Below are 26665 nucleotides of genomic sequence, written 5' to 3'. Positions count from 1 at the left end.
GCTCATCAGGCCTTCAGTGTGATCCAGTCCGCCCTGGCGAAACGATCCACAGCCGCTTCGTCCAGCGTCACGCCCCAGCCTGGGCCGTCCGGTACCGCAGCTGATCCGCCATCATAGTCGATGCTTTCCTGGATCAGGCTGTGCTCGAGCATGAGATGGCCCTGCAATTCGGTGGCGTGGCGTATGTTGGCCGCGCGCGCGGCGTGCAGGTGCAGCAGCATCGCACTGCCGATGCCACCACATTGGTTGTGCAGCACCACATCCAGTCCACGCGCGGTGGCATAGTCGATCGCGCGCAATGCGCCCGTCATGCCACCGGGCCGTTCGGCATTCAGTCCAAAGCAGCGGATGCCACCCATTTCCGCGAGCGTCACGATGTCCCTCAGGCCGAAGGCGCCCTCATGTGCCATCAGCGGCACGCTGGTGCGGGACTGCACCCAGGCCATGCCGGCGAAATCGTCCGCGCGCACCGGCTGCTCGGCGAAATCGATGCCGTAGGGCGCGATCGCCTCGATCGCCGCAAGTGCCTCATTGGGCGTGTAGGCCTGGTTGTAGTCGACGCGCAAACCGGCATCCGGTCCGATCAGGTCGCGCACGGCTGATATGATCGCCACGTCACGCGTGCGTCCGTCCCCCAGTTTGCAGCGGAAGGAACGGATACCCGCCCCAAGCGCCATGCGCGTGATTTCCAGGATCGTCGGCACGTCGGTGAGGGGCATCACCAGGCTGAGCGGAACGCGATCGATCTGGCGTCCGCCGCAAAGGTCGTGGACAGGCCGGCCAACGCTGCGCGCCGCTACGTCGTGCAGCGCCATGTCCAGCAAGCCCTTCGCCATTTCGTTGCGGGCGACGTTGTTGTCGAACTTGCCGTGGATGGCGCCGATGTCGAAAGCGGAACGTCCCAGAACGAAGCGGGCAAGATGCCGTTCGATCACGTCAGCCATCAGTTGCGGCGACACGCCGCTCTCGACCAGCCAGACATAGCTTTCGCCCAGGCCGACGACGCCATTTTCCGTCGTCATGCGGCAGATCAGGAAGTCGCCGCCGAGCCAGTGGTCCTCCACCTTCAGGCCCATCGCCACCTTGCCGCTGCCGCCTTGCAGATGCGTACGCACCATTTCCGTGAACGGCACGAAGACCGGGCGCAGTTCGATCTTCACGATCGGATCATGTTGCATGTGGATTTCCTTTTTCGAGATCGAGCTTCGCGCTGCTGACGTTCAGCGAGCGTTTTGGCCCTGCGTCAGCCCTGGACACCAATCAGGTCATGGACGAACCGGCCCCGGATCATCGTCGCCATGACCGACAGCGTCCCGATATCCTGCGCGGGGACCGACAGGGGATCGCGGTCGAGAATGACGAGATCGGCGAGCTTCCCCGCGTTGAGCGAGCCCTTGTCGTTCTCCTCGAACTGCAGGCGGGCCGCGTTCGCCGTGTACATGTCCAGCGCTTCGCGAACCGATACGCCCTGTTCGGGGTGGAAACCGCCGCGGTTTACCGCAAAGTCGATTGCGGCGATCACGTCGGGATCTTCGATCGGCGCGTCCGAGGACCCGGCCAGCGCGATGCCGGCGTCGAGGAAGTCACGGAACGGATAGACGTGGCCCGTGCGTTCCTCGCCCAGCCGCGCGGGTAGCCACGCCATTTCGGACCGGATGAACAGCGGCTGGGAGCAGACGTGCAGCCCGATACGCGCGATCCGCGCGATCAGTTCGTGATCGGCGATCGAGGCGTGTTCGATACGGTGGCGATGATCCTCGCACGGATGCTCTGCCAGCAGGCGTTCGAACAGCCGCACACAATTGGCGATGCCACGGTCACCGATTGCATGAATGCAGATCTGATACCCTGCAAGATGCGCGGCTTCCATCCGCCGGTAGATCTCATCTTCCGGCAAGGTCATATAGCCATGGGTGCAGCCGCTATCGCTGTATGGTTGGTTCATGCAAGCGGTGCACGAGCCGAAGGTTCCATCGGCGAAGATCTTGATCGCGCGCGTTTTGGTGCTGCGGCGGGGATCATCGAGTGCCGAACCAGCCAGCGCTTCGACACCTGCCAGAGTGCGACCGATGACGATGGTGTAGATCGACTGTGCTACGAGTTCCGGCAAGGCGAGCGCGATGAAGCTCTCCAGTCGCCCGGCCTCTCCCGCCGGTCCTTCGTCGTCGCTCTGCAGCATCGCCCCGATCGAGGTGATGCCGGACCGCGCCAGCCGCGCGAACACCTCTCCCATGGCGACCAACATGCGGCCGGGGGCAGGTATTGGCGTCTTTGCCTGAACCAGACCCACGGCTTTTTCGAAGAAACGGCCGTCCGGGTGACCGGACGCGTCACGGCCGATTGTGCCGCCCGCCGGATCCGATGCCAGTTCGCCGGACAACATTGACAGCACGACTGAATTGACAATGACGCCGTGACCGTCGCGGCCATAGATAAGCACCGGCCGATCGGGAAACCACTGGTCCAGAAGCACCGCATCCAGCACTTCGCCCGCAGGCAGGCGGTTGCTCTCGAACTGGACGCCGATCAACCATTCGTCCACGGCGAGCCGCGCTTGCTGCGCATGCAGCCGGGCACCGACCGCAGCCATGTCGTGTGCGCCGTTGAGATCGGCCGACATGGCGAAGAAAATCATCGGCATCGGGTGCAGGTGCCCGTCGATGAAACCTGGGACGATGGCACGCCCGGCTAGATCGATCTCCTGCGGTACCCGGCCTGCGTCCTTCGCGCAGCGTCGCGCATCGGCCAGCGATCCGACAAAATCGATCCGGTCGCCGATGACGAGCAGGCTCTCGGGAGCGTGGTCACCATGCGCGGGCAAGATCGCTCCGCCGTGAAACAAGAACTCTCCCACGTTCCTACCCAATCTCGATTCCGTCAGTTGAAAACAGAATGGCGCAGGAGGCAGAATCTGTCTATAGTTATTAGTATACATATCTCAGGGAGGGGAGCGTGGGGGCGGTGGCGAAACGATTATGGCACGGTGTTCCGCCTGCGGGCTGGTGGTGGGCCAGCTTGGATTGGGCACGCGGGCCATTTTACTATCTTATTGTAATATATGTGTATTCTACATATTTCGCGCAGTCCGTGGTCGGCGATCCGGTGCGCGGCCAGGCATTGTTCAGCACCACGCAGATGATCGCCGGCTTTGCAATGGCGATGATCGCGCCTTTCCTCGGCAGTTACATGGATCGCGGGGGCAGAAAGAAGCCGGTGCTGGCCGCGCTGATGCTGGCGTTGGCGCTGTCATGCGTGGGGCTGAGTTTCATTCACCCGGAAACGCCATACGCAATTCCACTGGTCATGACGCTGCTGGCGCTGGCCGGTTGCTGCTTTTCGGTATCCGAGCTCTTCCAGAATGCGCTGCTTGGTGTCGCCGGGACGAAAAGTGAAGTGTCGCTCATTTCGGGACTCGGGCTGGCATTGAGCAGCGCTGCGTCGGTGCTGTTGTTGCTTGGGGTACTCTACTTCACGCGTTATCCGCCCGCCGGGCTGGCGGAAGTCGACGTCGCGCGCCTGTCGGGCATCGTCTGTGCGATCTGGATCGCTGTCTTCGTCTGGCCGTTCCTTTGCTTCATGCCGGACCGCCCTGGGGCGGCGGGACGCTGGCGCGGGGTCAGCCCTTTTCCCCGCGATATCCGCCTCATCGCCACCGTTCGCGCGCTGTTTGCCGAATGGCCGCAGATCATGCGGTTCCTGATCGCGCGCATGGTCTTCATGGACGGGCTGATCGCGCTGTTCGCGATTACGGCCGTCTACACGTCGGGAACATTGGGATGGACGCGTGCGGAAAACGCTGCGATGGGCATCATCGTGACGATTGCGGCGGTGGGCGGCGGATTGGCAGCCGGCTGGCTCGATCGGCAATTGGGGCCTCGCAATGCGATCATGACCGAATTGCTGGCGATCACCGTGCTGTTCCTGTTCCAGATTTCGATCAGCCGCGATGCGATCCTGTTCGGGCTGGTGCCAATCGCCGCGCAGGCCTCGGAGAGATCGATGTTCGCTGAGACCACCGACGTCATCTTCCTCATCAGCGCCATTCCGATGGGCGCTATGATCGTGGCTGCCTATGCGTCCTGCCGGTCGCTGCTGGTGATGCTGAGCCCGCCGGACCGGCTTGGCCAGTTCTTCGGCATCTATGCGATGACGAGCACAATCACCGTCTGGCTGGGGCCGGCGCTGGTCGCGCTGATGACCGCGCTGAGCGGCAGCCAGCGGATCGGGTTCGGCAGCCTTATTGTGCTGTTCGTGGTCGGCTGCGCCCTGATGCTGCGTGTCGGCGTGACGACGCCGGTGGCAGATCAGAACAGCTCATAAAGCCGGACATGAGTCTCCACCGTCAGGCGCAGCACCTCTTCCTGGTTTGCGAAGTCCGTCTCGAACAGCATCTCGATCGCGGCGTAGAGATATTCGAGCGCCACCCGGGCCGGCACGATGAGGTCGTCCGGCCCTTTGCTCAATCCCTGCTCGTGAAGATAGGTGGAGATCAGCCGCGCTATGTCGGCATGCGCGCGCAGCCTGACGTCACGCAGATCGGGCAAGGCGCGCAGCGATACCAGCAAGGCATAGCCGCCACGGAAGGCTCGTGTGCTCGCGAAGGCTTCATGCACGGTTCGTTCACAGGCCTTGCGGAAATCTTCTGGCCCACGGATCACCAGCCCGGTGTCGCGCCGGATGACATCATGCTGCGCCAGCATCATCCGTTCGCCCAGTTCGCGAAGCAGCGCCTGCTTGTTCACGAAATAATGGTAGAAGGTCGGTGGCGTCACCCCGGCGCGTTCGACCACGGCATTCGAGGTGAACGCCGCCAGCCCTTCCTCAGCCAGAATATCCTGTGCTGCGCCGATCAGGCGTTCCCTGGCATTTGTTTTTCTGGCCATCTGCCTCCTCTGCCCCAAAGTTTCGCTCTGCGAAAGGGGAGCCTGAAGCAATTCAAGGAACTGTGCGAAGCCGTGCCGTGGGATCTGGCTACGGCTCCACGCAAGTGCGAAGGCCAGCTATCGGCGCGAGCGACTAGAGTTGCTCGAGCAGTTTCGCGGCGCTGGAATCGACAGCCTGGCCGGGATTGCCCTCGATGTTGAGTGCTGTCACCGTGCCGTTGTCGACGATCATCGAAAAGCGCTTGGAACGCAGGCCGAGCCCGTTGGCGCTGAGGTCGATATCAAGGCCGGCAGCCTTGGCGAAATCGCCGCTGCCATCCGCGAGGAACAGGATCTTGCCTTCGCCGCCGGTGAAGCGGGCCCAGGCACCCATCACGAACGGGTCGTTGACCGCCACCACCGCGATCTGGTCGACACCGCGCGACAGGATGGCATCGCGGTTTTCGAGGTAGCCTGGCAGGTGGTTGTTGTTGCAGGTCGGTGTGAAGGCGCCCGGAACGCCGAACAGCACCACCTTCTTGCCGGCAAACACCTCAGCGCCGGTCAGCGCCTTGGCGCCATCGTCGGTCATGGTCTTGAAGGTGGCCTCGGGCAGCTTTTCGCCAACGGCAATGGTCATGGCAGTCCTCTATGTCTGGGAGAGAAGAGTGCAAAGCGATAGCGCCTTCCGTGTCGCCTCGCAATGCGGCCACGGCAGGCCATTGTCATGGATAGGGCAATAGACCTTCAACCGCTCCGGACGGAGTGGTCAGCGTGTAGGGGAGGCCATCGCCTTGCGCAGCTTTGCCGGGACGCGCCAGGATGGGGAATGCAAAGAGGAGCTTGCCGTCCTTTTCCGCACGCGTCGGCGCGCCGAACAGATAGCCCTGCTCGCCGGCGACGAAGAGGTCGACACTTTTGGTTCCGCCAGGTGCGGTCGCCTCGACGAGAAGCTTGTCCTTCTCCCCCGGCAGTGTCTTCGCGCCGAAGCCATCACTGGATTTCTGCGGCAATGCGGCCAATGCCGCTTTCACCAGTTCGGCATCTTCGGGATTGCCCGCATCTTCGGCCGGATCGACCTTCAGCTGCGCCTGCAGCGGAATGCAGATCGTCTGGCAGATGCCGAGAAAGACGCCGGCATCGATGAGGGCGTTTTCCTGGGGTCTCGCCAATGTGAATTTCACCGGCAGCGCAACCGTACGGTCATAGCCCGCCCATCCGCCGTAACCATCATCGTGACGGCCGGGAGCCGGGTAGGACAGTTCCGCCTTGGCGATGTTGTTCGCCTTGGCGACGTCGATCTGTGGCGGCACGCCGCTGGCGCCGGGGTCACGCCAGTAGGTCTTCCAGCCTGGTTTCAATTCGATATGAAGTGCCCCGATGAGTTGGCCGGAGGCATCGGGGGCGCCGGTGGTCACCAGCCGGATGCGCCCACCCTCGCTGTCTGCCCAGGCGGACGAGGAAGCTGCAGCCGGCAGGCTGGTGGCCATCAAAGCGGCGACGCCTAGGGCGTTTCCGATCTTCTGGGAAACGCGGAAACGCTCTGGTTCTTTGTTTTTACGCAACTCCGGACGGAAAACCGCTATGCACTTTTCCTGGAATTGCTCTAGCGAAAATCTCAAGCGATCCATGGCGCTGATTTGAAACGGCAAACGTGGCGGCGCAACCGCTTTCGTCTGATGCCGACCATCATTTTTGCGTGAGCCCAGCACATTAAGGCTCCTGGCGAATTGCACCGATGGCATCTTTCAAGCGTACCGGAAACGCGTTACCTTTCCGCTATGGACCTTTTACGCCACAAGAATGCGGCCGGTAAAAGCGGCTTTCTCGACGACCAGTTCCTTGTTGCCATGCCCGGCATGAAGGACGAGCGGTTCGCGCGTTCCGTCATCTACATCTGCGCGCACTCGGACGAAGGCGCAATGGGACTGATCATCAACCAGACCCAGCAGATGCTGTTTCCCGATCTTCTGGTTCAGCTCGGTATCATGAACGAGCAGGAGGCGATCCGCCTGCCAAGGCAGACCCGCGACTTCATCGTGCGCAATGGCGGCCCGGTGGACCGCAGCCGCGGTTTTGTCCTGCACACCGGCGACTATCGCGTCGAATCCTCGTTGCCGGTCTCCGACGACATCTGCCTGACCGCCACGGTCGATATCCTGCGCGCCATTTCCGCCGGGCGCGGACCACGCCAGGCGCTTATGACACTTGGTTATTCAGGTTGGGGTGCGGGACAGCTCGAAGGCGAAATCGCTGAAAATGGCTGGCTTACCTGTCCAGCGACACCGGAACTGCTGTTCGATCCCGATATCGATGGCAAATACGATCGGGCGCTTGCCTCGATCGGCATAGACCTCGCGCGCTTCAGCCAGGCCGCCGGTCACGCCTGAGCTTTTACGACCGGAACTTCGAGCCTCTGCCTTTTGGATTCTTCCTCGCGCCAGGGGGAAGGACCTGCGGTCATTCCAACTGACTGTTGGAGCGCGCGCCAGTGGATGGGCCGCGCCGGCGTTTGAGGCATCCTAGATGTGCACCATCCAGGACCTTTCCAACTAGGCCTGCGTCAGTGGATATTGTTCGCGCAGCAGCTTGATCACGGCATCGCCGTTCATCGGTGCACCGAACATGAAGCTCTGAACATATTCGCAGCCCATCTGGCGCAATTCCAGTGCGTCACTCTGGTCGGAGATGCCTTCCGCGACCACGGCGAGGCCCAGTTCATGCGCCATGTTGACCATGGAGCGCAGCAACACGGCGCGTTTGGGCGACGTGTCATCGATGAAGCTCTTGTCGATCTTGATCGTGTCGAAGGGAAAACGGGTCAGATACGACAGGGACGAATAGCCGGTGCCGAAATCGTCCAGTGACAATCCAATGCCCAGTTGCTTCAGCTTGGTGAGCACATGGGCAGCCTGTTCGGGGTTGTCCATGACCAGCGATTCGGTGAGTTCGAGCCTCAGGCAGCGCGGCTTCAGGCCTGCGCGTGCGATCACCGAGCGGACGTCGGTGACGAGGTCACGGCGGATGAGCTGGCGACTGGAGAGGTTGACCGAGACCGACAGCGGCGTGTCGCCGATGTGTTTCTGCCAGCCTGCTAGGTCTTCCGCCGCCTTCTGCATCGCGAAGAGACCGAGCTGCACGATAAGACCGCAGCTCTCGGCCACCGGAATGAAATCGGCTGGCGGGATCATGCCACGGCGAGGATGATCCCAGCGCAGCAGGGCTTCAAAACCGGCGACGCTGTAGTCTTCCAACCGGACGATCGGCTGATAGGCGAGGGTGAACTCGCGTCGCTCGATGGCACGGCGCAGGTCGGATTCGAACTGCAGCCGGTCGGTGCCGACGGTGCGGAAGGCAGGCCGGAACGGTTCGATGCGATCGCCGCCGAAACGCTTGGCCTGGTGCATGGCGAGTTCGGCATCCTTGACCAGGTCCTCCGCGGAGGTCTGGTCGGATGTCCAGGTGATCAGGCCGACGGAGGCGGTCAGCACGATTTCGCGCTTGGCGAAGGTGATCGGCGAGCTGATCGCATGTTTGATGGCGTCCGCCATGGCGGCGATCCGGGCTGGATCCTGCTCGGACAGCAGCATCAATGCGAACTGGTCGCCGGCGAAACGAGACAGCGAGTCCTTCGGCTTGAGCAGCCGGTGCAGGCGCCGCGCCACCGTGAGCAGGATGGTGTCGCCGGCGGAGATGCCCAGGCCGTCATTGACCTGCTTGAAGCGGTCGATGTCGATGACGAATACCGTTGGCCGTACCTTGTCCTCGGTTCGGGCGATCGAGATGATCGCTTCCAGCCGGTTCATGAACAGTTCGCGGTTCGGCAGGCCGGTCAGATTGTCGTGCACGGCATCGTGCAGAAGGCGCTCTTCCGACTTCTTCTGCTCGGTGACATCGACCATCGTGCCGACGCAGCGGATGACTTCGCCGTCGGAACCGATCACCGGCCGCGCTCTCAGTGCGAACCAGTGATAATGGCCGTCGGCGCCGCGCAGGCGGAAGTTCTGCGCCACGCGGCCGCGCCGATGCTCCAGCACGACGTCGAGCGTGGTGCGGAACGTGTCGCGGTCATCCGAATGAAGAACCGGCAGCCAGTTGCGGGCCGCGCCACCGAGGCTGCCCGGCGCGAGGCCGAGTTGCAGGCTGACGTCGGGACGGGTGACGATTCGATCGCGCAGGACATCCCAGTCCCATACGGTGTCGCCCGAACCGGCGACCGCCAGGGCCTGGCGCTCGAGATCCGAGAACAGGCCCTGATGCAGCGCGCCGCCGGCGAAGGCGTGCTGCATGACGGTAAAGCCGATCAGCAGGATCACCAGGATCAGCCCGCCGCCGAGAGCCGGCTGCACGATGTCGTTGTCGAGCAGGCCGGTGATCGCCATCCATGAGCCCGTCGCCCACAACAGCACCATCACCCAGCTTGGAATGAGCATGATGGCGCGGTCGTAGCCGCGTATGCCAAGGAATATGATGAGGCCGAGGCCGGTCACGGCTGTGGCGGCAAACGATATGCGGGCGATACCGGCGGCGATCGCCGGATCGATGATGGCGATACCGGCGATCGCCGCCAGACCCAGGATCCACACCAGCGCGCCGTAGCTGAAATGGCCATGCCATCGGTTGAGGTTCAGATAGGTGAACAGGAAAACCACGAAGGTGGTGGCGAGGGCCACTTCTGCGCCGGCGCGCCAGACCTGCTCGGAACCGGGCGCGACCTGGATGATCTTGGCCAGGAAGCCGAAGTCGATGCAGATATAGGCAAGTACCGCCCAGGCCAGTGCCGCGGTTGCCGGGAACAGCGAAGTTCCCTTGACCACGAACAGGATCGTCAGGAACAGCGCCAGAAGGCCGGCGATGCCGATGACGATGCCGCGATAGAGCGTGTAGGAATTGACTGTGTCCTTGTAGGCCTCCGGCTCCCACAGATAGACCTGCGGCAGCTTCGGCGAGGCAAGTTCGGCGATGAAGGTAACGACCGAGCCGGGGTTCAGCGTCACGCGAAAGACATCGGCATCAGGGCTTGCCTGCTTGTCGAGCGCGAAACCCTCGGACGGCGTGATCGCGGTGAAGCGCGTCGAGCCGAGATCGGGCCAGAATATGCCCGATTTCACCAGCCTGAAATGCGGTGCGACGATCAGGCGGTCGATGACGTCGTCGGTGGTGTTGGCGAGTGCAAACACGGCCCAGTCGCCGGTCGAACGGGCATCGTTGGCCTCGACCTCGATGCGCCGCACGATGCCGTCGGAGCCAGGGGCTGTCGATACCTGAAAGTTCTCCCCCTGGTTGCGATAGATTTCGACCGCGCCCGAAAGGTCGAGAGCGACGTCGTCGCGGGAAATCTTGATCGGCTCCACGGCATGGGCGGAAGCGGCGGCGAAAAGGGTCACCATCGTCGCGAGGACGAAAGCGAGAGCAATTCCAGGAAAAGTGTGTAACGGTTTTCTGTCCGGAATTGCGTAAAAACAAAGAGTTAGAGCGTTTCCGCGTTTCCGTGAAAAACGGAAACGCTCTAACACCGATCCGTTTCGCAGGAATTTCGTCAACAATCAGCCCTTCGTAGCGGATGCCGGCAGATCGTCTGCGATCCGGGCATAGAGATAGTGGTCTTGCCACGCTCCATTGATGCGAAGATAGGAGCGCGCCAGTCCTTCACGCTGGAATCCGGCTTTTTCAAGCACACGGATCGAACGAACGTTGTCGGGAATACAGGCTGCTTCGATCCGGTGCAACTTGAGTGTATCGAAGGCGAAACGCGCCACCAGCTTGACGGCGTCGGTCATCATGCCGCGGCCGGCATAGCGTTCGCCGATCCAGTAACCGATGTGGCCACTTTGCGCGACGCCGTGGCGGATGTTGCCGAGCGTGATACCCCCCGCGAGCTTGCCGGAGTTCCGGTCGAAGATGAAGAAGGCGATCGCCGTGCCTTGCGCATAGTCCTCGCGGTATCGCCCGATGCGATGGCGCCATGCGGAGCGGTCGAGCTCGTCGGGTGCCCAGCGTGGTTCCCAGCGTTCCAGGAATGCGCGGCTTTCCCCGCGCAATGCCGCCCACTCACGATGATCATTCGCCATGGGTACACGCAACAGGACCTTCTCGCCCTTCAGCGCCGGCAAGTCTCGGCGAAAGAAAGGGAGTGCGAACACGGCTGTCGGCCTGGATCAGACGGCGAGCTTCCGGGCGGCGACCTCTAGGCCCGGGAGCTGGTCGAGAACCGCTTCGTAGGGCGCCAGCGTGCCGACGGGACCAACGGCGGCCAGTGTCGGCCGCGTCGAGAACAGCCGCGAGGACAAATCCGTAAGGCGCTCCGTTGTCAGGGCCCCGAGCCGTTCCATCAGCTCCTCCTTCGGAATCGGCCTGCCGAACAGAAGCAACTGGCGCGCGATCTGGGATGCGCGGCTGGCCGGGCTTTCGGCTGACATGATCAACCCGGCGCGATACTGCGCGCGGGCCCGGTCGAGTTCCTCCTGGGAAATGTTCTCGCCCGCGCGCTGCAGTTCACGCACGATGACCGGGACCAGCTCAGCGATATCGTTCTGGCCGGTTGCGGCATGGACACCGAACACGCCAGTGTCCGAGAAGCCCCAATGGAAAGCATAGACCGAATAACACAGGCCGCGCTTTTCGCGCACCTCTTGGAACAGCCGCGATGACATGCCGCCGCCGAGGATCATCGACAGCACCTGCGAGGCGTAGAAGTCCCGGACGTGATAGGCGCGGCCCTCGAAGCCGAGGACGATCTGTGCGTCCATCAGGTCGCGATCCTCGCGGAAGTCACCGCCGACATATTGAGCGTATTGCGGTGCGATGCTCTCGGCCTTCGTGCGGAAGGAGCCGAGCTTGTTTTCCACTTCGCGAACGAAATCATCATGTTTCACGTCGCCCGCTGCGACCATGACCATGCGCTCGGCGCCGTACTGGCGCTCCATGAAATTGTGCAACTGCTTGGATGTGAATGATTTTACCGTTTCGGGCGTGCCCAGGATCGAGCGACCGATGGTCTGGTGGCGAAAGGCGGTTTCGGTGAAACGGTCAAAGACGACGTCGTCGGGCGTATCATGCGCAGCGCCGATTTCCTGCAGGATGACGTTCTGTTCGCGCTCCAGTTCCTCAGGATCGAATTCGGATTCCTGCAGGATGTCAGCCAGTATGTCGACTGCAAGCGGCACGTCGTCAGACAGCACGCGGGCATAGAAGGATGTCGTCTCGACACTGGTCGCGGCATTGATCTCGCCGCCGACATTCTCGATTTCCGAGGCGATCTCAAAGGCTGAACGCCTCTTCGTGCCCTTGAATGCCATGTGTTCGAGCAGGTGAGCCATTCCATGCTCATCGTCGCGCTCGTTCCTGGCCCCGGATTTGACCCAGGCGCCGAGAGCAACGGATTCGATGCTTGGAAGGGTTTCGGTGGCGACTGTCAGGCCGTTCGACAGACGGCTTACCTCAACACCCATATAGCTAAAACTCCCTAACGCGCCGCCCGGGAGCGGCGACGGACATAATCTTCCACCATTTTCAGGTCCGATGGAAGTACCGCATATTTTTCCTCCGAATTCATTAAGTCGGCAAGCCATGAAGGCAAGGCAGGGTAGATTCCGCTTGCCTCTTCGACTGCAGCCGGGAATTTCGAGGGATGCGCGGTACCCAGAACGATCATCGGAGTGTTGCTGGCCGATTGCAAGGCCGCGACATGAACGCCTGACGCCGTGTGGGGATCCAGCAGGTAGTTCGAGCGGGCGAGGGTGGAGCGGATCGTCCCGGCGACTTCGGCCTGAGTCGCGCGCCCGGCATCGAATTCGGCGCGGATGCGGGCAAGCCCTTCTGCCTCGATGGTGAAGGCGCCGGACTGCTTCAGCGAATTCATGTAGCGGCGCACTGTCCCGGCATCACGCTGCGAAACCTCGAACAGCAGGCGCTCGAAATTGGAGGATACCTGGATGTCCATCGAAGGCGAGGTCGTCGCGACGACCCCCTTCATGCGGTATTCGCCGCTGGCAAGCGTCCGGGCCAGAATGTCATTGTCATTGGTGGCGATCACCAGGCGCTCGATCGGAAGCCCCATGCGCTTGGCTGCATATCCGGCGAAGATGTCGCCGAAATTGCCGGTTGGCACGGTGAAGGATACGGGCCGGTCAGGTGCGCCGAGCGACAGGGCGGAGGAGAAGTAATAGACGATCTGGGCCATGATGCGCGCCCAGTTGATCGAGTTGACGCCAGACAGCGAGACCGCGTCGCGGAAGGCGTGGTCATTGAACATGTCCTTGAGCAGGCCCTGGCAATCATCGAAATTGCCGTCGATCGCCAGCGCATGGACATTGGCGGCGGTCGAGGTGGTCATCTGCCGCTGCTGAACCGGCGAGACACGTCCATTGGGGAACAGGATGACGATATCGGTACGCTCGCGGCCGGCAAAGGCTTCGATGGCCGCACCGCCGGTATCGCCGGATGTGGCGCCGACGATGGTTGCGCGTTCGCCGCGTTCAGCAAGCACATGGTCCATCAGTCGACCAAGCAGTTGCATGGCGACGTCCTTGAACGCGAGCGTCGGGCCGTGGAAGAGTTCGAGTACGAAGGTGTTGTGGCCGGTCTGGACCAGCGGGCACACCGCGTCGTGTCGGAAGGTTGCATAAGCCTCGCGCACCAGTTTCGCGAACACTGCAGGCGCGATTTCGCCGCCGAGAAAGGGCGTCAGCACGCGAATGGCGAGATCGGCATAAGAAAGCCCGCGCATGGTTTTGATCTCGGCGGGCGAGAAATGCGGCCAGGTTTCGGGCACATAAAGTCCGCCGTCGCGCGCCAGGCCGGCCAGCACCGTGTCTGAAAATCCGAGTGCGGGGGCCTCTCCGCGGGTACTCACATAGCGCATTGTCGACTTTCCATTTCAACTGCCGTTCCGGCCGATTGCCCTTGCTTTGGGCCAAGGCGTGGATTTTGTGCGCGCCCTCAGTCGCATTTTTGCCGTCTCGTTGCTATAGGTCGCCTGCTTCGCGTGAGGGAACTGCTTTTTATGGTATTTCGTTCGTCCAACAGCCGCCTTGTCGCGGGTTTCGTGTCCATGGGCTTTATGCTGATCGTCGCAGGCTGCCAATCAAGCGACGGCGGTGGCTCGGGTGGCGGTTTCCTGGGAGTGGGCAAGAAGGACGAGGCGGCGATCAATGCCGACGTTGCCAAGGCCAAGGCTTCCGACCTCAGGGCCTATTGCCCGAAGGTTACGCTGCGCGAAGGCACTGCTGTCTTCAACACCTACGGCAAGGCCGGCGCGAAACCGAAGGCACCGAAAGGCCAGGATGCTGTGCCAGCGACCGATGCGACGCAGGATGATTCAGCCCGGCTTTCCTATCAGGCCTCGATCGGCGACGTGACCCGCGACTGCACGCGCGACAACGGCATGCTCAACATGAAGATTGCCGTGGCCGGCCGCATCGTGCCAGGTCCCACGGCTGTGCCGGGCACCGTCACCCTGCCGATCCGCATTGCTGTGGTCGAAGGCGACAAGGTGCTCTATTCGCAGATCTACCAGCACAAGGTGCAGGTGTCTGACACCTCCACCGCGACCCAATTCGTGCTGAACGATTCCAACATCTCGGTCCCTGAGCCGGCTGCCGCCACTTATCAGGCCTTTGCAGGTTTCGACGAGGGGCCGAAGAAGGTGCAGAAGTCTGCCGAAGATGAACCGGTGAAGCGTCGTGTGCGCCGGCCGAAGCCGAAGGCTGCTCCGGTGGCGAATGCGCCGGCCGCACCCGCACAGCAGGGAAGCCAGACCACCATCTCGGATATCCCGCGCTAGCGCCGGGAAAACGGAAGAGCTCTTTAAAGGCGAGACATAGAAGGGGGCATCAGCCCCCTTTTTCTGTTCGGTAGTTTGCCTCAAGCGTCAGACCATTCCGACAGCGCCGCAAGCACACCTTTCAGGTCGGACCAGCGGCTGATCACTGTTTCTGCACCTGCCTCGGTCAGGATGTCGGCGTGGCCGGGATAGCTGTGTGACGCGCCGGTGAAGCCGATCACGCGCATCCCTGCAGCGCGGGCGCCATGGATGCCATGGGCGGAATCCTCGATCACGAAGGTGTTCGCCGGTTTTGCTTTCAGCACCTGTGCTGCATGCAGGAAGACGTCCGGTGCCGGCTTGGGCTTTTTCGTGGGTGTTTCAAGCGCCGAGAAGATGCGGCCTTCGAACAGCGGTAGAAGCCGGACTTTCTCCAGCATGAAGGCGATGCGCTCCGAGCTCGAATTCGAGCAGATGCAGCGCGGTGCCGTCACAGATGCGACGGCCTGGTGTACACCATCGATGGCACGAACGTCCGACCGCAGCTTGCGGTCGACCAGTTCTTCGGCGCGCGTGATCAGCGATGCCTGGAAAGGGATGTTCGCCTTGTGCTCGATCGCCATCATGATGTCTTTGAACGTGAGGCCGGCATAGCTTTCGGCGATCTCTTCTGCGCTGATCTCGAAGCCTGCTTCGGTGATCAGCTCGGCCTCGACACGCGCGGCGATGATTTCGGAATCGACGAGCACGCCGTCGCAATCGAAAATGACAAGGTCTGGCTGGGGCATTTCAGTCCATCTCGGCTGGAGCAATCCCAGGAAAAATGCGTAGCGGTTTTCCGTCCGGAATTGCGCAAAAAACTAAAGAGTTAGAGCGTTTCCGCGCTTCCGTTAAAACGGAAACGCTACAGGGAAGGCCGGCGCGGCATACACCAAGCACCGGCAAGCGGCAAATCACGCCTGAACTTCATCAAATATTTACTGAGAACGGTAACCATAACGGCTGGTAAATGTAACGCGTGTCCTGGGTAATCAGCATGTCTGCCGTGCGTCTTCTCGACGATCTTTCCCACACTCCTCAGCAGTCCGAATGGCTGGACACGATCCTGAAAGGGGATTGCGTCGCTGCGCTCGACCGGCTGCCGGAAAAATCGGTGGACGTGATCTTTGCCGATCCGCCCTACAATCTGCAGCTGGAAGGCACACTGCATCGGCCTGACCAGTCCAAGGTCGACGCGGTCGATGACCATTGGGACCAGTTCGAGAGTTTCGAGGCTTACGATGCCTTCACCCGCGCATGGCTGCTCGCGGCGCGCCGCGTTCTGAAGCCGAACGGCACCATCTGGGTGATTGGCTCCTATCACAACATCTTCCGCGTCGGCGCTAAGATGCAGGATCTCGGCTTCTGGATCCTCAACGATGTCGTCTGGCGCAAGACCAATCCGATGCCGAACTTCCGCGGCCGTCGCTTCCAGAATGCCCATGAGACGATGATCTGGGCATCGCGCGATCAGAAGGCCAAGGGTTACACTTTCAACTACGAGGCGCTGAAGGCCGCCAACGACGATGTACAGATGCGCTCCGACTGGCTCTTCCCGATCTGCACCGGTGGTGAACGGCTGAAGGACGACAACGGCGACAAGCTGCACCCGACGCAGAAGCCCGAAGCACTGCTGGCTCGCATCATGCTCGCCTCGACCAAGCCGGGCGATGTCGTGCTCGACCCGTTCTTCGGCTCCGGCACGACCGGTGCTGTCGCCAAGCGCCTTGGCCGCCATTTCGTCGGCATCGAGCGCGAGCAGTCGTATATCGACGCGGCGTACGAGCGCATTGCTGCAGTAAAACCGCTTGAAGGCGCCGATCTGACGGTTCTTTCGGGCAAGCGCGCCGAGCCGCGGGTCGCCTTCATCAGCCTGATCGACAACGGCCTGGTCAAGGCCGGCGCAACGCTGTACGACGCAAAACGCCGCTGGTCGGCGAAGGTGCGCGCGGACGGTACTCTGGCCATCGGCGACAGTGCTGGTTCCATTCACAAGATAGGCGCCGAAGTGCAGGGGCTCGACGCCTGTAACGGCTGGACCTTCTGGCACTATGAACGCGCCGGCGGTCTTACTCCTATCGACGAACTGCGCAAGATCGCACGACTCGGCATGGAGCGGGCCGGAGCGTGATCCTGACCCGAAGATCTGCGACAGCTGCAGACTTTCGGGCAAGTACCGTGCAACGAAACAAAAGAGAGCCTAACCCTCCACGTCCACGCGGACGATCAGGCCATCACCGTCAAGCGTGATGGTCTCGGCGCCATGCCGCTCCCGCCACACACCGGTCTTGGTGCTGGTTCCGGTCAGCGACCATTCGGAGCGTGCGCTGTTGGGCGACAGTGCTTCCAGCTTCTTGTCTTCCGCTTCCTGGTCCGGATATTCCTCGAAATAGCTGCGGAAGGCTGTCATGACGGCATCCCGGCCTTCGATGCGTCCGCCGACCCCTTGCGAAACATAGACAACGTCTGGCGCGAACATCGCCTCGATGGCGACGAAATCCTGCGCGTTGGTCACCTCATGAAAACGGGCAAGCGTCTTGGCCGGATCGTGCCTGCTGCTCATGCTGCTATTCCTCGCTCGGTCAGGTCGCGCTTCAGCGTTGCGGCATCCGTGAACAGCACCGCCTGCCAGCCAGCCTCCCTGGCGCCCTCGACATTTTTTGGACTGTCGTCGATGAACAGCGTCGCCGCCGGCTCAAGATCGAAGGATTGGATGTGGTGGTCGTAGATGGCGCGGTCGGGCTTGATGAGTTTGATGTCGCCCGAAACAGTCACGCCGCGTGGCAGCTTCAGGAAGGGAAAGCGTTCCTGCGCTTCCCGGAACGTATCGGAAGCGAAGTTGGTCAGCATGGTGACGTCACGGCCTTTATCGATCAGGCCTTCCATCAGGGCGACGCTGTCATCATAGGCGTGTGGCACCATTTCGTGCCAGTACAGGCGGAAGTTACGGATGTTCTCGGCATGGTCCGGGTGTCGATCGAGCAGCAGGCTTTCCGCCTCTTCCCAGGTGCGGCCGCGGTCCTGTTCGATATTCCAGTCGCTCGTGCAGACATTGTCGAAGAACCATTGCCGTTCCGCGGCATCCGGGATCAGCCGGTTGAATGGCAGGCTGGGATCGTAGTGCAGCAGCACCTTGCCGATGTCGAAGACGATGTGGCGGATCTCGGTCATGCTTTCCTCTTGTGCGGACCCTTCTGGGTCGAGCCGGGCATAGCCGCTTCGATTGCCTTTTTCATGACAGTGGGCAAGGCTTCGTCGTTGATCCAGCCGGGGCGCGACCAGAAGAAACCCTGTGGGGCTGCCACGAAGTCGACGTTCGCGGCATAGACGCTGAGCTCCAGCGAAAAATGCGTGAAGACATGGCTGATGGCGCCGCAAGGGCGCCAGCCCGCCGGAAACGGCGCGGCGTCCGCTCCCGTAGCGCCGTCGATCCGAGCCGTCCAGCCGGTGGTCGGTACTTCGCTCATGCCGCCGAGAAGGCCTTTTTCGGGGCGCTTGCGCAGAAGGATGGCGCCATCGCCCCGGATTGCGACGAAGGCAGCTCCCTGCCTGGACGGCTTTTCCGGCTTGGCGAGTTTTACCGGATAGAATTCCGGATCGCCGGAAAGGATGACGCTGCAATCCTGCCGCAGCGGACACAACATGCAGCGTGGCTTGCGCGGACTGCAGATGGTCGCGCCGAGGTCCATCATCGCCTGGGCAAAGTCGCCGGGCCTGTCCTGTGACAGCATCTCCTCGACACGGGCTCGGATTTCCGGCTTGGCCAGCGGCAGCGGAGTATCGATCGAAAACAGCCGCGAAACGACGCGTTCGACATTGCCGTCGACCACTGCTGCCGGGCGATTGAAGGCGATGGCGGCAATTGCCGCTGCGGTGTAGGCGCCGATGCCGGGAAGTGCGCGCAACCCGCTTTCTGTATCTGGAAAGCGGCCGCCCCGTGCCGCTATCTGGTCCGCGCAGGCTTTCAGATTGCGCGCCCGCGAATAGTAGCCCAGCCCCGCCCAGGCCTTCATCACGTCATCGGAACTTGCCGCGCCGAGGGCCTGTATGGTGGGCCAGCGTTCCAGGAAAGCCTGGAAATAGGCTTTTACCGCCTCCACGGTGGTCTGTTGCAGCATCACCTCGGAAAGCCAGACCCGATATGGGTCCGGCTTTACGCCTCTGGCCAGATCGCGGGGCGCAACGCGCCAGGGCAGATCGCGATGATGCGCGTCATACCAGCCAAGCAGGCGGGCGGCGATATCGGTCCCGCTTTCATATGCGGGCTTGCGGGTCTGGTCGGGCAGTGTCATTGATCGTTCGGGATGCGGTTCAGCCGGTCCTGCTGTCTGACGGAGAACGCATGACAGGGAAACCCCCTTACGGCAATCCTGTACCGGTTAGCGATCTCGCAACCGGCATCCTGGAACCGGTATTGCGCAAGCGCGCCGGCATCTCGATCGGTCTGGTCCAGTCCTGGGAAGAGATCGTCGGACCGCGCCTTGCCGGCACGTCACGGCCGGAGCGGATCCAGTGGCCGCGCCGCATGCGCGAAGAGGATCCGTTCGAGCCCGCTGCCCTTGTGGTTGCGTGTCAGGGTGTCGCTGCACTGCATCTCCAGCATCAGGCCGATGAGATCATCGGTCGCGTCAACGCTTTTCTGGGCTTTCAGGCCATCGGGCGTATCCGCATCGTGCAGAAACCGCTGACGGAGGCCAAACGCCGCACCGTCCAGCCGGCGAGGCCTCTGACGCCGCTGGAGAAGACCCGCCTCGAACGTGTTGTCGGTGGCGTGGAAGACGAGGCCCTGCGGGCTTCGCTGGAAAGGTTGGGTGCCAGCATCATCGGCCGGCGCAAGTAGACTTCACCACGCTCTCGCGCTTTCGTGATCGTTTCAACAGGTTTTCGCGATTGGACTCGGGAACCGCTATGCCTTAATTCCCGCGAACTCTCGCTTTTCCTTGGCTATCCATTGCAAAATCCCAATCCTGATCAGGTGATTCGATGAACCGTCTTCTGTCTCGCAGACACATTCTGACCACGCTGGCCGTTGCACCGGCCGCGCTGGCGCTCGCGGCCTGCAACAAAGCAGGCGAGGCGGAAGCCGAAACGGCCAAGCCAGCCGAGACCACCAAACCGGCGGACGCGATGAAGCCGGCAGCAAAGCCGGCAGCGGCTGCTCCGCAGTCGTCGGGTTCTGTCGACATGGCCGAGCTCCTGAAGCCTGGCGCGCTGCCGGAAAGGCAGCTCGGCAAGGACGACGCCAAGGTCACCATCGTCGAATATGCTTCGATGACCTGCCCGCATTGCGCGCATTTCCACGAGACCACGCTGCCCGAGCTGAAGACCAAGTATATCGATACCGGCAAGGCGCGCTTGATCTTCCGCGAATTCCCGTTCGATCCGCGCGCCGAGGCCGGGTTCATGCTGGCGCGCTGCGCCGGCGACAATTATTTCCCGATGGTGGATGTCCTCTTCAAGCAGCAGCAGAACTGGGCCGTGGCTGAAAATGTCAAGGATGCCATGTTCCAATTGTCCAAGCTGGCCGGTTTTACACAGGAGAGCTTCAATGCCTGCTTGACGGACCAGAAACTTCTGGACCAAGTCAGATCAGTGCAGAAGCGCGGCGCGGACGAATTCAAGGTCGACTCAACGCCGACCTTCTTCATCAACGGTCAGACCTACAAGGGTGCGTTGTCGATTGAGGAAATGTCGGCCATCATCGACCCTCTGCTCTGACGTTCCGGCGGCGCCGGGGCGGCAGCGGCTCGGCGCGAGCGCCCGTACGGGGCTGCGCGAATGAAATTCTCGCGGCTGCGCCTGCTCGGTTTCAAATCCTTCGTCGAACCCGGTGAGTTCGTTATCGAACGCGGTCTCACCGGTATCGTCGGACCGAATGGCTGCGGCAAGTCGAACCTGGTGGAAGCCCTCCGCTGGGTGATGGGCGAAAGCTCCTACAAGAACATGCGCGCGTCCGGCATGGACGACGTCATCTTCTCGGGTTCCAACACACGGCCGGCCCGCAACACGGCCGAAGTCACGCTTTTCCTCGACAATCTCGATCGCACCGCGCCGTCCGCTTTCAATGACGCCGATGAGCTGCAGGTTTCCCGCCGCATCGAGCGTGAGGCCGGTTCTGTCTACCGCATCAATGGCAAGGAGGCGCGCGCCAAGGATGTGCAGCTTCTCTTCGCCGACCAGTCGACGGGCGCCCGTTCGCCTTCGATGGTCGGGCAGGGGCGTATCGGCGAGCTGATCCAAGCCAAACCCCAGGCGCGCCGCGCGCTGCTGGAAGAAGCAGCCGGCATCTCCGGCCTGCATACCCGCCGCCATGAAGCGGAATTGCGGTTGAAGGGCGCCGAGCAGAATCTCGAACGTCTGGACGATGTCGTCGGCGAACTGGAAAGCCAGATCGAAAGCCTGAAGCGTCAGGCACGCCAGGCGTCGCGGTTCAAGAACCTCTCGGCCGACATCCGCAAGGCGGAAGCCACCCTGCTGCATCTGCGCTGGACCCTTGCCAAGGCGCAGGAAGCTGAAGCGCGCTCCGCACTGGCGACCGCGACCGCACTGGTCGGCGACCGCGCCGCTTCGCAGATGAATGCCGCCAAGGAACAGGCAATCAGCGCGCACCGCCTGCCGGATCTGCGTGATGCGGAAGCCAAAGCTGCGGCTGCTTTCAGCGGCTGTCGATCGCCAAGTCGCAGATCGAGGAAGAAGCAGGCCGCATCAGTGCCCGCCAAACCGAACTCGACCGGCGCCTGCAGCAGCTGGACGCCGACATCGAGCGCGAAGAGCGCATGGTGCGTGACAATGCTGCCGTGCTGGAGCGCCTGGCAGCGGAAGAAGAGACGCTGAATGCTGAAAATGCCGGCGCAGCAGAGCGGGAGGCCAACACGCGTGCCGCTTTCGAGCAGGCGACAGCCACGCTGGCGGCCAGTGAAGAAAAACTGGCGAAGCTGACCGCCGAACGGGCTGAGGCTGCGGCCGGACGCAACCAGATCGAACGTACCTTGCGGGAAGCCGCTGAACGCCGCGATCGTTTCGCCCGGCAGCTTGCCGATGCCGATCGTGAACTTGCCGAAATCGGCCAGCGCATCGCTGCTCTTGCCGATCCGGCGGAGAAAAAGATCCTGGTCGAAGAAGCGACCGAAGCGCTTGCCGCCACGGAGGCCGCAGCCCTCGAGAGTGAACAGCAGGTGGTCGAGGCTCGTGCTGCTGAAGCCGCATCACGCGCTCCTTTGCAGGAGGCCAAGGCGGAACTTGCCCGCATCGAGACCGAAGCGCGCACGCTGGCCAAGATCCTGAATTCGGTTGGTGGTGGGGACCTCTTTCCTGCCGTGCTGGAACAGATCAGCGTCGAACGCGGTTTCGAGACAGCACTTGGCGCGGCGCTTGGCGAAGATCTCGATGTGCCGCTGGACCGTAGCGCACCCGTACACTGGGGCGATGGCGATGTGCAGCGTGGCGACCCGGCCCTGCCGGAGGGGGTTCGCAGCCTGGCCAGTGTCGTCAAGGCGCCCGGGCAGCTTGCACGTCGCCTTGCGCAGATCGGTATCGTTGAAGCCGGTGAGGGCAAGCGTCTGCAAGCGTTGCTGGTGCCCGGCCAGCGGCTGGTGAGCCGTGAAGGGGCATTGTGGCGCTGGGATGGTTTCACGGCGAGCGCGGACGCACCGACGCCAGCCGCGCAACGCCTGGCGCAGAAGAACCGGTTGGCTGAACTCGACGCCGAGGCGATAGCCGCCACGCGTGTCGTGCGCGCGGCCGAGGAGGCCCTTGCCAAAGCGGAAGCTGGCCTGCGCACCGCCATCGAGGCCGAGAAGCAGGCACGTCAGGCCTGGCGCGAAGCGCAGCACGCGCTCGACGCGGCGCACAATGCGCTGGTTCAGGCGGAAAGAGCGGCCGGTGAGTTCACGACGCGGCGGGCTGCCCTGACCGAATCCCGTGCGCGGGTGGTCGAAGCCCATGAAGAAGCCTCCGCCATCCATGTCGAGGCGGAAGAGCAGTTGAAAGATGCTCCCGATCTTGCCGACCTGCAGTCGCGGCTCGAGCAGGCGGCCGCTCATGTCTCGCACGACCGGGCGACGCTCGCCGATGCGCGCGCCGTCCATGAGGGGCTCAAGCGTGAAGCGGAGACGCGGGGACGACGCCTGGAAGCCATTCAGGGAGAGCGCAACAACTGGCTGTCGCGGGCAGAGAATGCCTCTGCCCAGATCGCCTCGCTTGGTGAACGCAAGGCGGAAGCTGCGGCCGAGCGCGAGCAACTGGCCGATGCGCCCGACGAACTCGACCAGCGTCGCCGCGCTTTGCTGTCGCAACTCTCCGAAGCCGAGGCGCTGCGCAAGAACGCCGCCGACCGTCTGCAGGAGGCCGAGAACCGACAGGCGGAGCTCGACAAGGCAGCGACGGCGGCCATTACCACGCTCGCTGAAGCACGCGAGGCACGCGTGCGTGCCGAGGAACGGCTGACCGCCGCCGACGAGCGTCGGCAAGAGGTGGAAGCGCGTATCCAGGAAGCACTGAACACACCGCCGCATCTGGTCATTCGCCACACCGGGCTGGAGGCTGACAGCCCGATGCCGGACATGGGTGAGATCGAGCGTCAGCTGGAGCGGCTGAAGATCGAGCGTGAACGGCTGGGTGCCGTCAATCTGCGTGCCGAGGAGGAACAGCGCGAGCTTTCGGAGCGGCTGGAGACCATCGTTTCCGAACGTGAGGACGTCATCGAGGCGATCCGCAAGCTGCGCCAGGCGATCCAGAGCCTCAATCGTGAAGGCCGCGAGCGACTGCTTGCCGCCTTCGAGCTCGTCAATGGCCATTTCCAGCGGCTGTTCACGCATCTGTTCGGTGGCGGCACTGCCGAACTGCAGCTGATCGAGTCGGAAGATCCGCTCGAGGCAGGTCTCGAGATCCTGGCCCGTCCGCCTGGCAAGAAGCCGCAGACCATGACGCTGCTGTCCGGCGGTGAACAGGCATTGACGGCGATGTCGCTGATCTTCGCCGTCTTCCTCACCAACCCGGCACCGATCTGTGTGCTGGATGAGGTCGACGCGCCGCTCGACGATCACAATGTCGAACGTTTCTGCAATCTGATGGACGAAATGTCGGCATCGACCGAGACACGTTTCGTCGTCATCACCCACAATCCGATCACCATGGCGCGCATGGACCGACTGTTCGGCGTCACAATGGCCGAACAAGGCGTCAGTCAGCTGGTTTCGGTCGACCTGCAGGCTGCGGAAGCGATGCGCGAAGCAAGCTGACCGACATTTCGTCGCCATTTGTGCGGTTGAACGTTCGACAATCTCGGTGGTAGCACTGAACCGTCGGCTGGCTTGCAGTGTCGCAACCAGCGGTCACGGAGAACGCATTTTGCCCATACTCGTCACCGGCGCGGCCGGCTTCATCGGCAGCCATGTCTGCCATCGCCTGCTCGACAGGGGGGAAGAGGTCATCGGCGTCGATAATCTGAACGATTATTACGATCCGGCGCTGAAGCAGGCGCGCCTGGAGCGACTTTCCCCACGCAACCATTTCTCATTCCACAAGCTGGATATTGCGGACGAGGCGGCCCTCGCATCGCTCTCGAGCCTTGGCATCAGACGCGTCGTGCATCTCGCCGCGCAGGCCGGCGTGCGTTATTCGCTCGACAATCCGCGCGCCTACATTCGCTCCAACATTGCCGGTCACCTGGAAGTGCTGGAATTTTGCCGGGCGCAACCCGGTTTCGAGCACCTGGTCTATGCCTCGTCGAGCTCGGTCTATGGCGGCAACCGGAAGGTGCCGTTTTCGGAGACCGACAAGGTCGACACGCCGGTTTCCCTTTACGCGGCTACCAAGAAGGCCGACGAGCTGATGAGCCATACCTACGCTCATCTCTATTCCATTCCACTTACAGGCCTGCGCTTCTTCACGGTCTACGGACCGTGGGGCAGGCCGGACATGGCTTATTGGCTTTTCACAAAAGCCATCCTTGCCGGCAAGCCGATCCGCGTTTTCAACAAAGGCGAGATGTCGCGCGACTTTACCTACATAGATGATATCGTCGAAGCTGTGGTGAAAGTCTTGGACAATCCACCCGCACGCGAGACGCCACCAGCACGGCTCTACAACATCGGCAACAACAACCCGGTGCGGCTGGGCGAGTTCATAGACACCCTGGAGCGTCTGATCGGCATCGAGGCGAAGCGCCAATACGAGCCGATGCAACCTGGTGATGTCGAGCGTACCTTTGCCGATGTCACGGCACTCGATCACGCCATCGGCTTCAAGCCGAACACGTCGATCGAGGACGGCCTGCGGAAGTTCGTCGAATGGTATCGCGCCGAGTGGCAGGGGCGGGGATAGGCATTGGTCCCGGGCGACATAATCTGCTGCAATCGCGCTGATGTTGCTTGAAAGAGCTTTGGATCGCGATCTTCGATTGCTTGGCAGCTCGAGTTTTGTGTGGCTTCTTCGCATGACCAAGCCGCACCGTCCTCTCAATCGAGCTCGTTACGATGACTTCGCAGAAATCCATTTTTCTCTCTGGAGAAGGTGACGCCTGGTTTGAGCGTAACCTTGCAGCGCTTGGACACAAGGGAACGGATCTTGTCGTCAGCGAAATGTTGAGCTTGCAGGTTCAGCCAAAGCTGATTGCCGAGATCGGGTGTGGAGAAGGTGAACGTCTATCGCTTCTTCGCGACAAATTCGGATCAGCATGCTGGGGCTTTGATCCCTCAACGAAGGCTGTTGCGCACGGCCGTGCAACATACCCAGACATTACATTTGAAATTGGAACAGCCGACAGGATCGACCTTCCTGATTCCAGCGTCGACACCCTTATCTTTGGGTTCTGTTTGTATCTGACGGATCCAAGAGACTATTTTAAGATAGCTGCGGAGGCGGATCGTGTTCTGGCCGACGGAGGGCTGGTGGCTATCCTGGACTTCAGCCCCAGGCACGTTTTCAAGAATCCGTACTCTCACAAGCCCGGCGTATTCGCCCACAAGATGGATTTCTCGAGGTTTTTTACCTGGAATCCGGCCTATCGGCTGATAAGCCGGCGGTACACAGAACATGGCACCAGCTTCACCTATGATGAAAACGAGTCGATCTGTCTCGATTTCGTTAAGAAAGATTGGTCGAAAGCGTTTCCAAAATCCCCGCAATATTGAGATCACACAGAATTCTACCGCTGCCCTAGATCTGCACGGCGGAGCAAGTCTGAGTGAAAGCTGAATAAATCTGTTGTCAGTCTGTGGCTGGGGCGCCAGGATTCGAACCTGGGAATGTCGGTACCAAAAACCGATGCCTTACCGCTTGGCGACGCCCCAACAGCCGATGAATCGGATGTGAGCGGCCTTATAGGCAGAGCCGGCCAAAAGCACAATCGCCAATAATATGCCAAAATCGGTGCACGAGCCCCGCTGAAGGTCTGGGGCTCGTGCACCGGCTATTCGCTCCAGACGGCCAGTTCATTGCCGGCCGGATCTACGAAGTGAAAACGCCTGCCGCCAGGAAAAGAAAAGATCGGCTTGACGATCGTACCGCCGGCGTTGGTGACCGCATCGAGCGTCTCTTCCAGGTTTTCCGAATAGAGTACCGGCAGTGGTTTAGCCGTTGCAGCGGAGGCGTCGGCATCAAAACCGCCATCCAGGCCTTCGTCGAAAGCCGAATAGGTCGGGCCGTAATCCGTGAACGACCAGGAGAAGGCCGCGCTGTAGAATGCCTTGACGTTGTCGAGCTTGCCATTGATTGCCGGCATTTCGATGTAATCGAGTTTGCCTGTCTTACGCATCGCAACACCTCTTGTTCTTCATATGTTCTTTTATTGCATGGTCGCCAGAGACTCAAGGGCTGCGGGATTGAAGGTTCGACATGGCGGGCCTGCCGTCTTCGTGGTCCGCTGATTGACTGATTCCCCTTTTCCTGCCGGAACGGCGTCCAAAACAAGGCATCATGCCATCCTTCCGGGTGGCGAGTACTGCCCGATTTCCGACACATCACTCACCCCTAAAATGGCTTAATCGATTGTAGCTGCGGG

The 26665-nt window shown here is 61.7% G+C and carries 22 protein-coding genes, 1 tRNA gene and 1 pseudogene; 9 read left to right on the top strand and 15 right to left on the bottom strand.

Going from position 1 to position 26665, the window contains the following annotated elements; all coding sequences use genetic code 11:
- Nucleotides 1-5: 5 nt before the first annotated feature.
- Both C1M53_RS01420 and C1M53_RS01415 read right to left on the bottom strand, forming a co-directional pair.
- Nucleotides 6-1178: an enolase C-terminal domain-like protein gene (locus C1M53_RS01420; RefSeq protein WP_129410604.1), complete on the bottom strand. Its 1173-nt coding sequence runs from the start codon at nt 1176-1178 to the stop codon at nt 6-8.
- 65 nt (nt 1179-1243) lie between these two features.
- Nucleotides 1244-2842: an amidohydrolase gene (locus tag C1M53_RS01415; protein ID WP_165358014.1), complete on the bottom strand. Its 1599-nt coding sequence runs from the start codon at nt 2840-2842 to the stop codon at nt 1244-1246.
- Nucleotides 2843-3015: 173 nt separating this feature from the next.
- Here C1M53_RS01415 and C1M53_RS01410 point away from each other — a divergent pair, with 173 nt between their 5' ends.
- Entirely contained in the window at nt 3016-4320 is a 1305-nt protein-coding gene (locus C1M53_RS01410; protein WP_129410602.1) for an MFS transporter, read from the top strand.
- Here C1M53_RS01410 and C1M53_RS01405 read toward each other — a convergent pair.
- From C1M53_RS01405 to C1M53_RS01395, 3 genes are all read right to left on the bottom strand, one after another.
- Nucleotides 4305-4883 (bottom strand): TetR/AcrR family transcriptional regulator, encoded by a 579-nt coding sequence (locus tag C1M53_RS01405; protein ID WP_129410601.1) that lies wholly within the window; start codon nt 4881-4883, stop codon nt 4305-4307. The two genes, C1M53_RS01410 and C1M53_RS01405, sit on opposite strands and share 16 nt — an antisense overlap.
- Nucleotides 4884-5016: 133 nt before the next feature.
- Nucleotides 5017-5502 carry a peroxiredoxin gene (locus C1M53_RS01400; RefSeq protein ID WP_129410600.1) on the bottom strand — a complete coding sequence of 162 codons (486 nt, stop codon included), beginning with the start codon at nt 5500-5502 and terminating at the stop codon, nt 5017-5019.
- Between the two features lie 85 nt (nt 5503-5587).
- Nucleotides 5588-6352, bottom strand: coding sequence for a protein-disulfide reductase DsbD domain-containing protein (locus C1M53_RS01395; RefSeq protein WP_129410599.1), 765 nt, complete (start codon nt 6350-6352; stop codon nt 5588-5590).
- A 291-nt stretch (nt 6353-6643) separates the two neighbouring features.
- On the opposite strand from C1M53_RS01395, the gene C1M53_RS01390 reads away from it, so the two are divergent.
- Nucleotides 6644-7252 carry a YqgE/AlgH family protein gene (locus tag C1M53_RS01390; protein WP_129410598.1) on the top strand — a complete coding sequence of 203 codons (609 nt, stop codon included), beginning with the start codon at nt 6644-6646 and terminating at the stop codon, nt 7250-7252.
- A gap of 162 nt (nt 7253-7414) precedes the next feature.
- Here C1M53_RS01390 and C1M53_RS01385 read toward each other — a convergent pair whose 3' ends face one another.
- The 4 genes from C1M53_RS01385 to thrC all read right to left on the bottom strand — a co-directional run bounded on the left by C1M53_RS01385 (nt 7415) and on the right by thrC (nt 13725).
- Entirely contained in the window at nt 7415-10252 is a 2838-nt protein-coding gene (locus C1M53_RS01385) for an EAL domain-containing protein (RefSeq protein ID WP_129410597.1), read from the bottom strand.
- A gap of 156 nt (nt 10253-10408) precedes the next feature.
- Nucleotides 10409-11005: a GNAT family protein gene (locus C1M53_RS01380; protein WP_129410596.1), complete on the bottom strand. Its 597-nt coding sequence runs from the start codon at nt 11003-11005 to the stop codon at nt 10409-10411.
- Between the two features lie 15 nt (nt 11006-11020).
- Nucleotides 11021-12313, bottom strand: a complete 1293-nt coding sequence (locus C1M53_RS01375; RefSeq protein WP_129410595.1) for a pitrilysin family protein — start codon at nt 12311-12313, stop codon at nt 11021-11023.
- Nucleotides 12314-12327: 14 nt separating this feature from the next.
- Nucleotides 12328-13725, bottom strand: coding sequence for a threonine synthase (gene thrC / locus C1M53_RS01370; protein ID WP_129410594.1), 1398 nt, complete (start codon nt 13723-13725; stop codon nt 12328-12330).
- A gap of 141 nt (nt 13726-13866) precedes the next feature.
- Between thrC and C1M53_RS01365 the strand changes: the two genes are divergently transcribed.
- Nucleotides 13867-14646 carry a hypothetical protein gene (locus tag C1M53_RS01365; protein WP_129410593.1) on the top strand — a complete coding sequence of 260 codons (780 nt, stop codon included), beginning with the start codon at nt 13867-13869 and terminating at the stop codon, nt 14644-14646.
- An 80-nt stretch (nt 14647-14726) separates the two neighbouring features.
- Here C1M53_RS01365 and C1M53_RS01360 read toward each other — a convergent pair whose 3' ends face one another.
- A complete protein-coding gene (locus C1M53_RS01360) occupies nt 14727-15413 on the bottom strand; it encodes an HAD family hydrolase (protein WP_129410592.1) in 687 nt (228 codons plus the stop codon).
- 248 nt (nt 15414-15661) lie between these two features.
- Between C1M53_RS01360 and C1M53_RS01355 the strand changes: the two genes are divergently transcribed.
- Complete coding sequence (locus tag C1M53_RS01355) at nt 15662-16795, top strand: site-specific DNA-methyltransferase (protein WP_129410591.1); 1134 nt, start codon at nt 15662-15664, stop codon at nt 16793-16795.
- A 69-nt stretch (nt 16796-16864) separates the two neighbouring features.
- On the opposite strand, the gene C1M53_RS01350 is transcribed toward C1M53_RS01355, so the two are convergent.
- From C1M53_RS01350 to mutY, 3 genes are read right to left on the bottom strand one after another with little or no spacing between them, the layout of a single operon-like run.
- A complete protein-coding gene (locus tag C1M53_RS01350) occupies nt 16865-17227 on the bottom strand; it encodes a nuclear transport factor 2 family protein (protein ID WP_129410590.1) in 363 nt (120 codons plus the stop codon).
- Entirely contained in the window at nt 17224-17835 is a 612-nt protein-coding gene (locus tag C1M53_RS01345) for an HAD family phosphatase (RefSeq protein ID WP_129410589.1), read from the bottom strand. The genes C1M53_RS01350 and C1M53_RS01345 overlap by 4 nt, the downstream gene beginning before the upstream one ends.
- The gene (mutY, locus tag C1M53_RS01340) at nt 17832-18956 is read right to left on the bottom strand and encodes an A/G-specific adenine glycosylase (RefSeq protein WP_129410588.1); all 1125 of its coding nucleotides are present in this window, start codon (nt 18954-18956) and stop codon (nt 17832-17834) included. Before mutY ends, C1M53_RS01345 begins: the two co-directional genes overlap by 4 nt.
- A 50-nt stretch (nt 18957-19006) precedes the next feature.
- Between mutY and C1M53_RS01335 the strand changes: the two genes are divergently transcribed.
- The 5 genes and pseudogenes from C1M53_RS01335 (at nt 19007) to C1M53_RS01315 (ending at nt 25796) form a co-directional block, all read left to right on the top strand.
- Complete coding sequence (locus C1M53_RS01335) at nt 19007-19504, top strand: DUF721 domain-containing protein (RefSeq protein ID WP_129410587.1); 498 nt, start codon at nt 19007-19009, stop codon at nt 19502-19504.
- A 143-nt stretch (nt 19505-19647) separates the two neighbouring features.
- Nucleotides 19648-20382, top strand: a complete 735-nt coding sequence (locus C1M53_RS01330; protein WP_129410586.1) for a DsbA family protein — start codon at nt 19648-19650, stop codon at nt 20380-20382.
- Nucleotides 20383-20442: 60 nt separating this feature from the next.
- A pseudogene (gene smc / locus C1M53_RS01325) lies at nt 20443-23903 on the top strand (chromosome segregation protein SMC).
- Nucleotides 23904-24012: 109 nt separating this feature from the next.
- Nucleotides 24013-24987: an NAD-dependent epimerase gene (locus C1M53_RS01320; RefSeq protein ID WP_207213064.1), complete on the top strand. Its 975-nt coding sequence runs from the start codon at nt 24013-24015 to the stop codon at nt 24985-24987.
- Between the two features lie 152 nt (nt 24988-25139).
- Entirely contained in the window at nt 25140-25796 is a 657-nt protein-coding gene (locus C1M53_RS01315; RefSeq protein ID WP_129410585.1) for a class I SAM-dependent methyltransferase, read from the top strand.
- An 84-nt stretch (nt 25797-25880) separates the two neighbouring features.
- Here the strand turns inward: C1M53_RS01315 and C1M53_RS01310 are convergent.
- A tRNA-Gln gene (locus C1M53_RS01310) sits at nt 25881-25955 on the bottom strand.
- 119 nt (nt 25956-26074) lie between these two features.
- Nucleotides 26075-26419, bottom strand: a complete 345-nt coding sequence (locus C1M53_RS01305) for a VOC family protein (protein ID WP_129410584.1) — start codon at nt 26417-26419, stop codon at nt 26075-26077.
- Nucleotides 26420-26665 lie beyond the last annotated feature (246 nt).

Source organism: Mesorhizobium sp. Pch-S, from assembly GCF_004136315.1.
GTDB lineage: Bacteria > Pseudomonadota > Alphaproteobacteria > Rhizobiales > Rhizobiaceae > Mesorhizobium.
The sequence above is the reverse complement of the archived record's forward strand: the minus strand, read 5'-3'. Positions and strand labels throughout refer to the sequence as shown.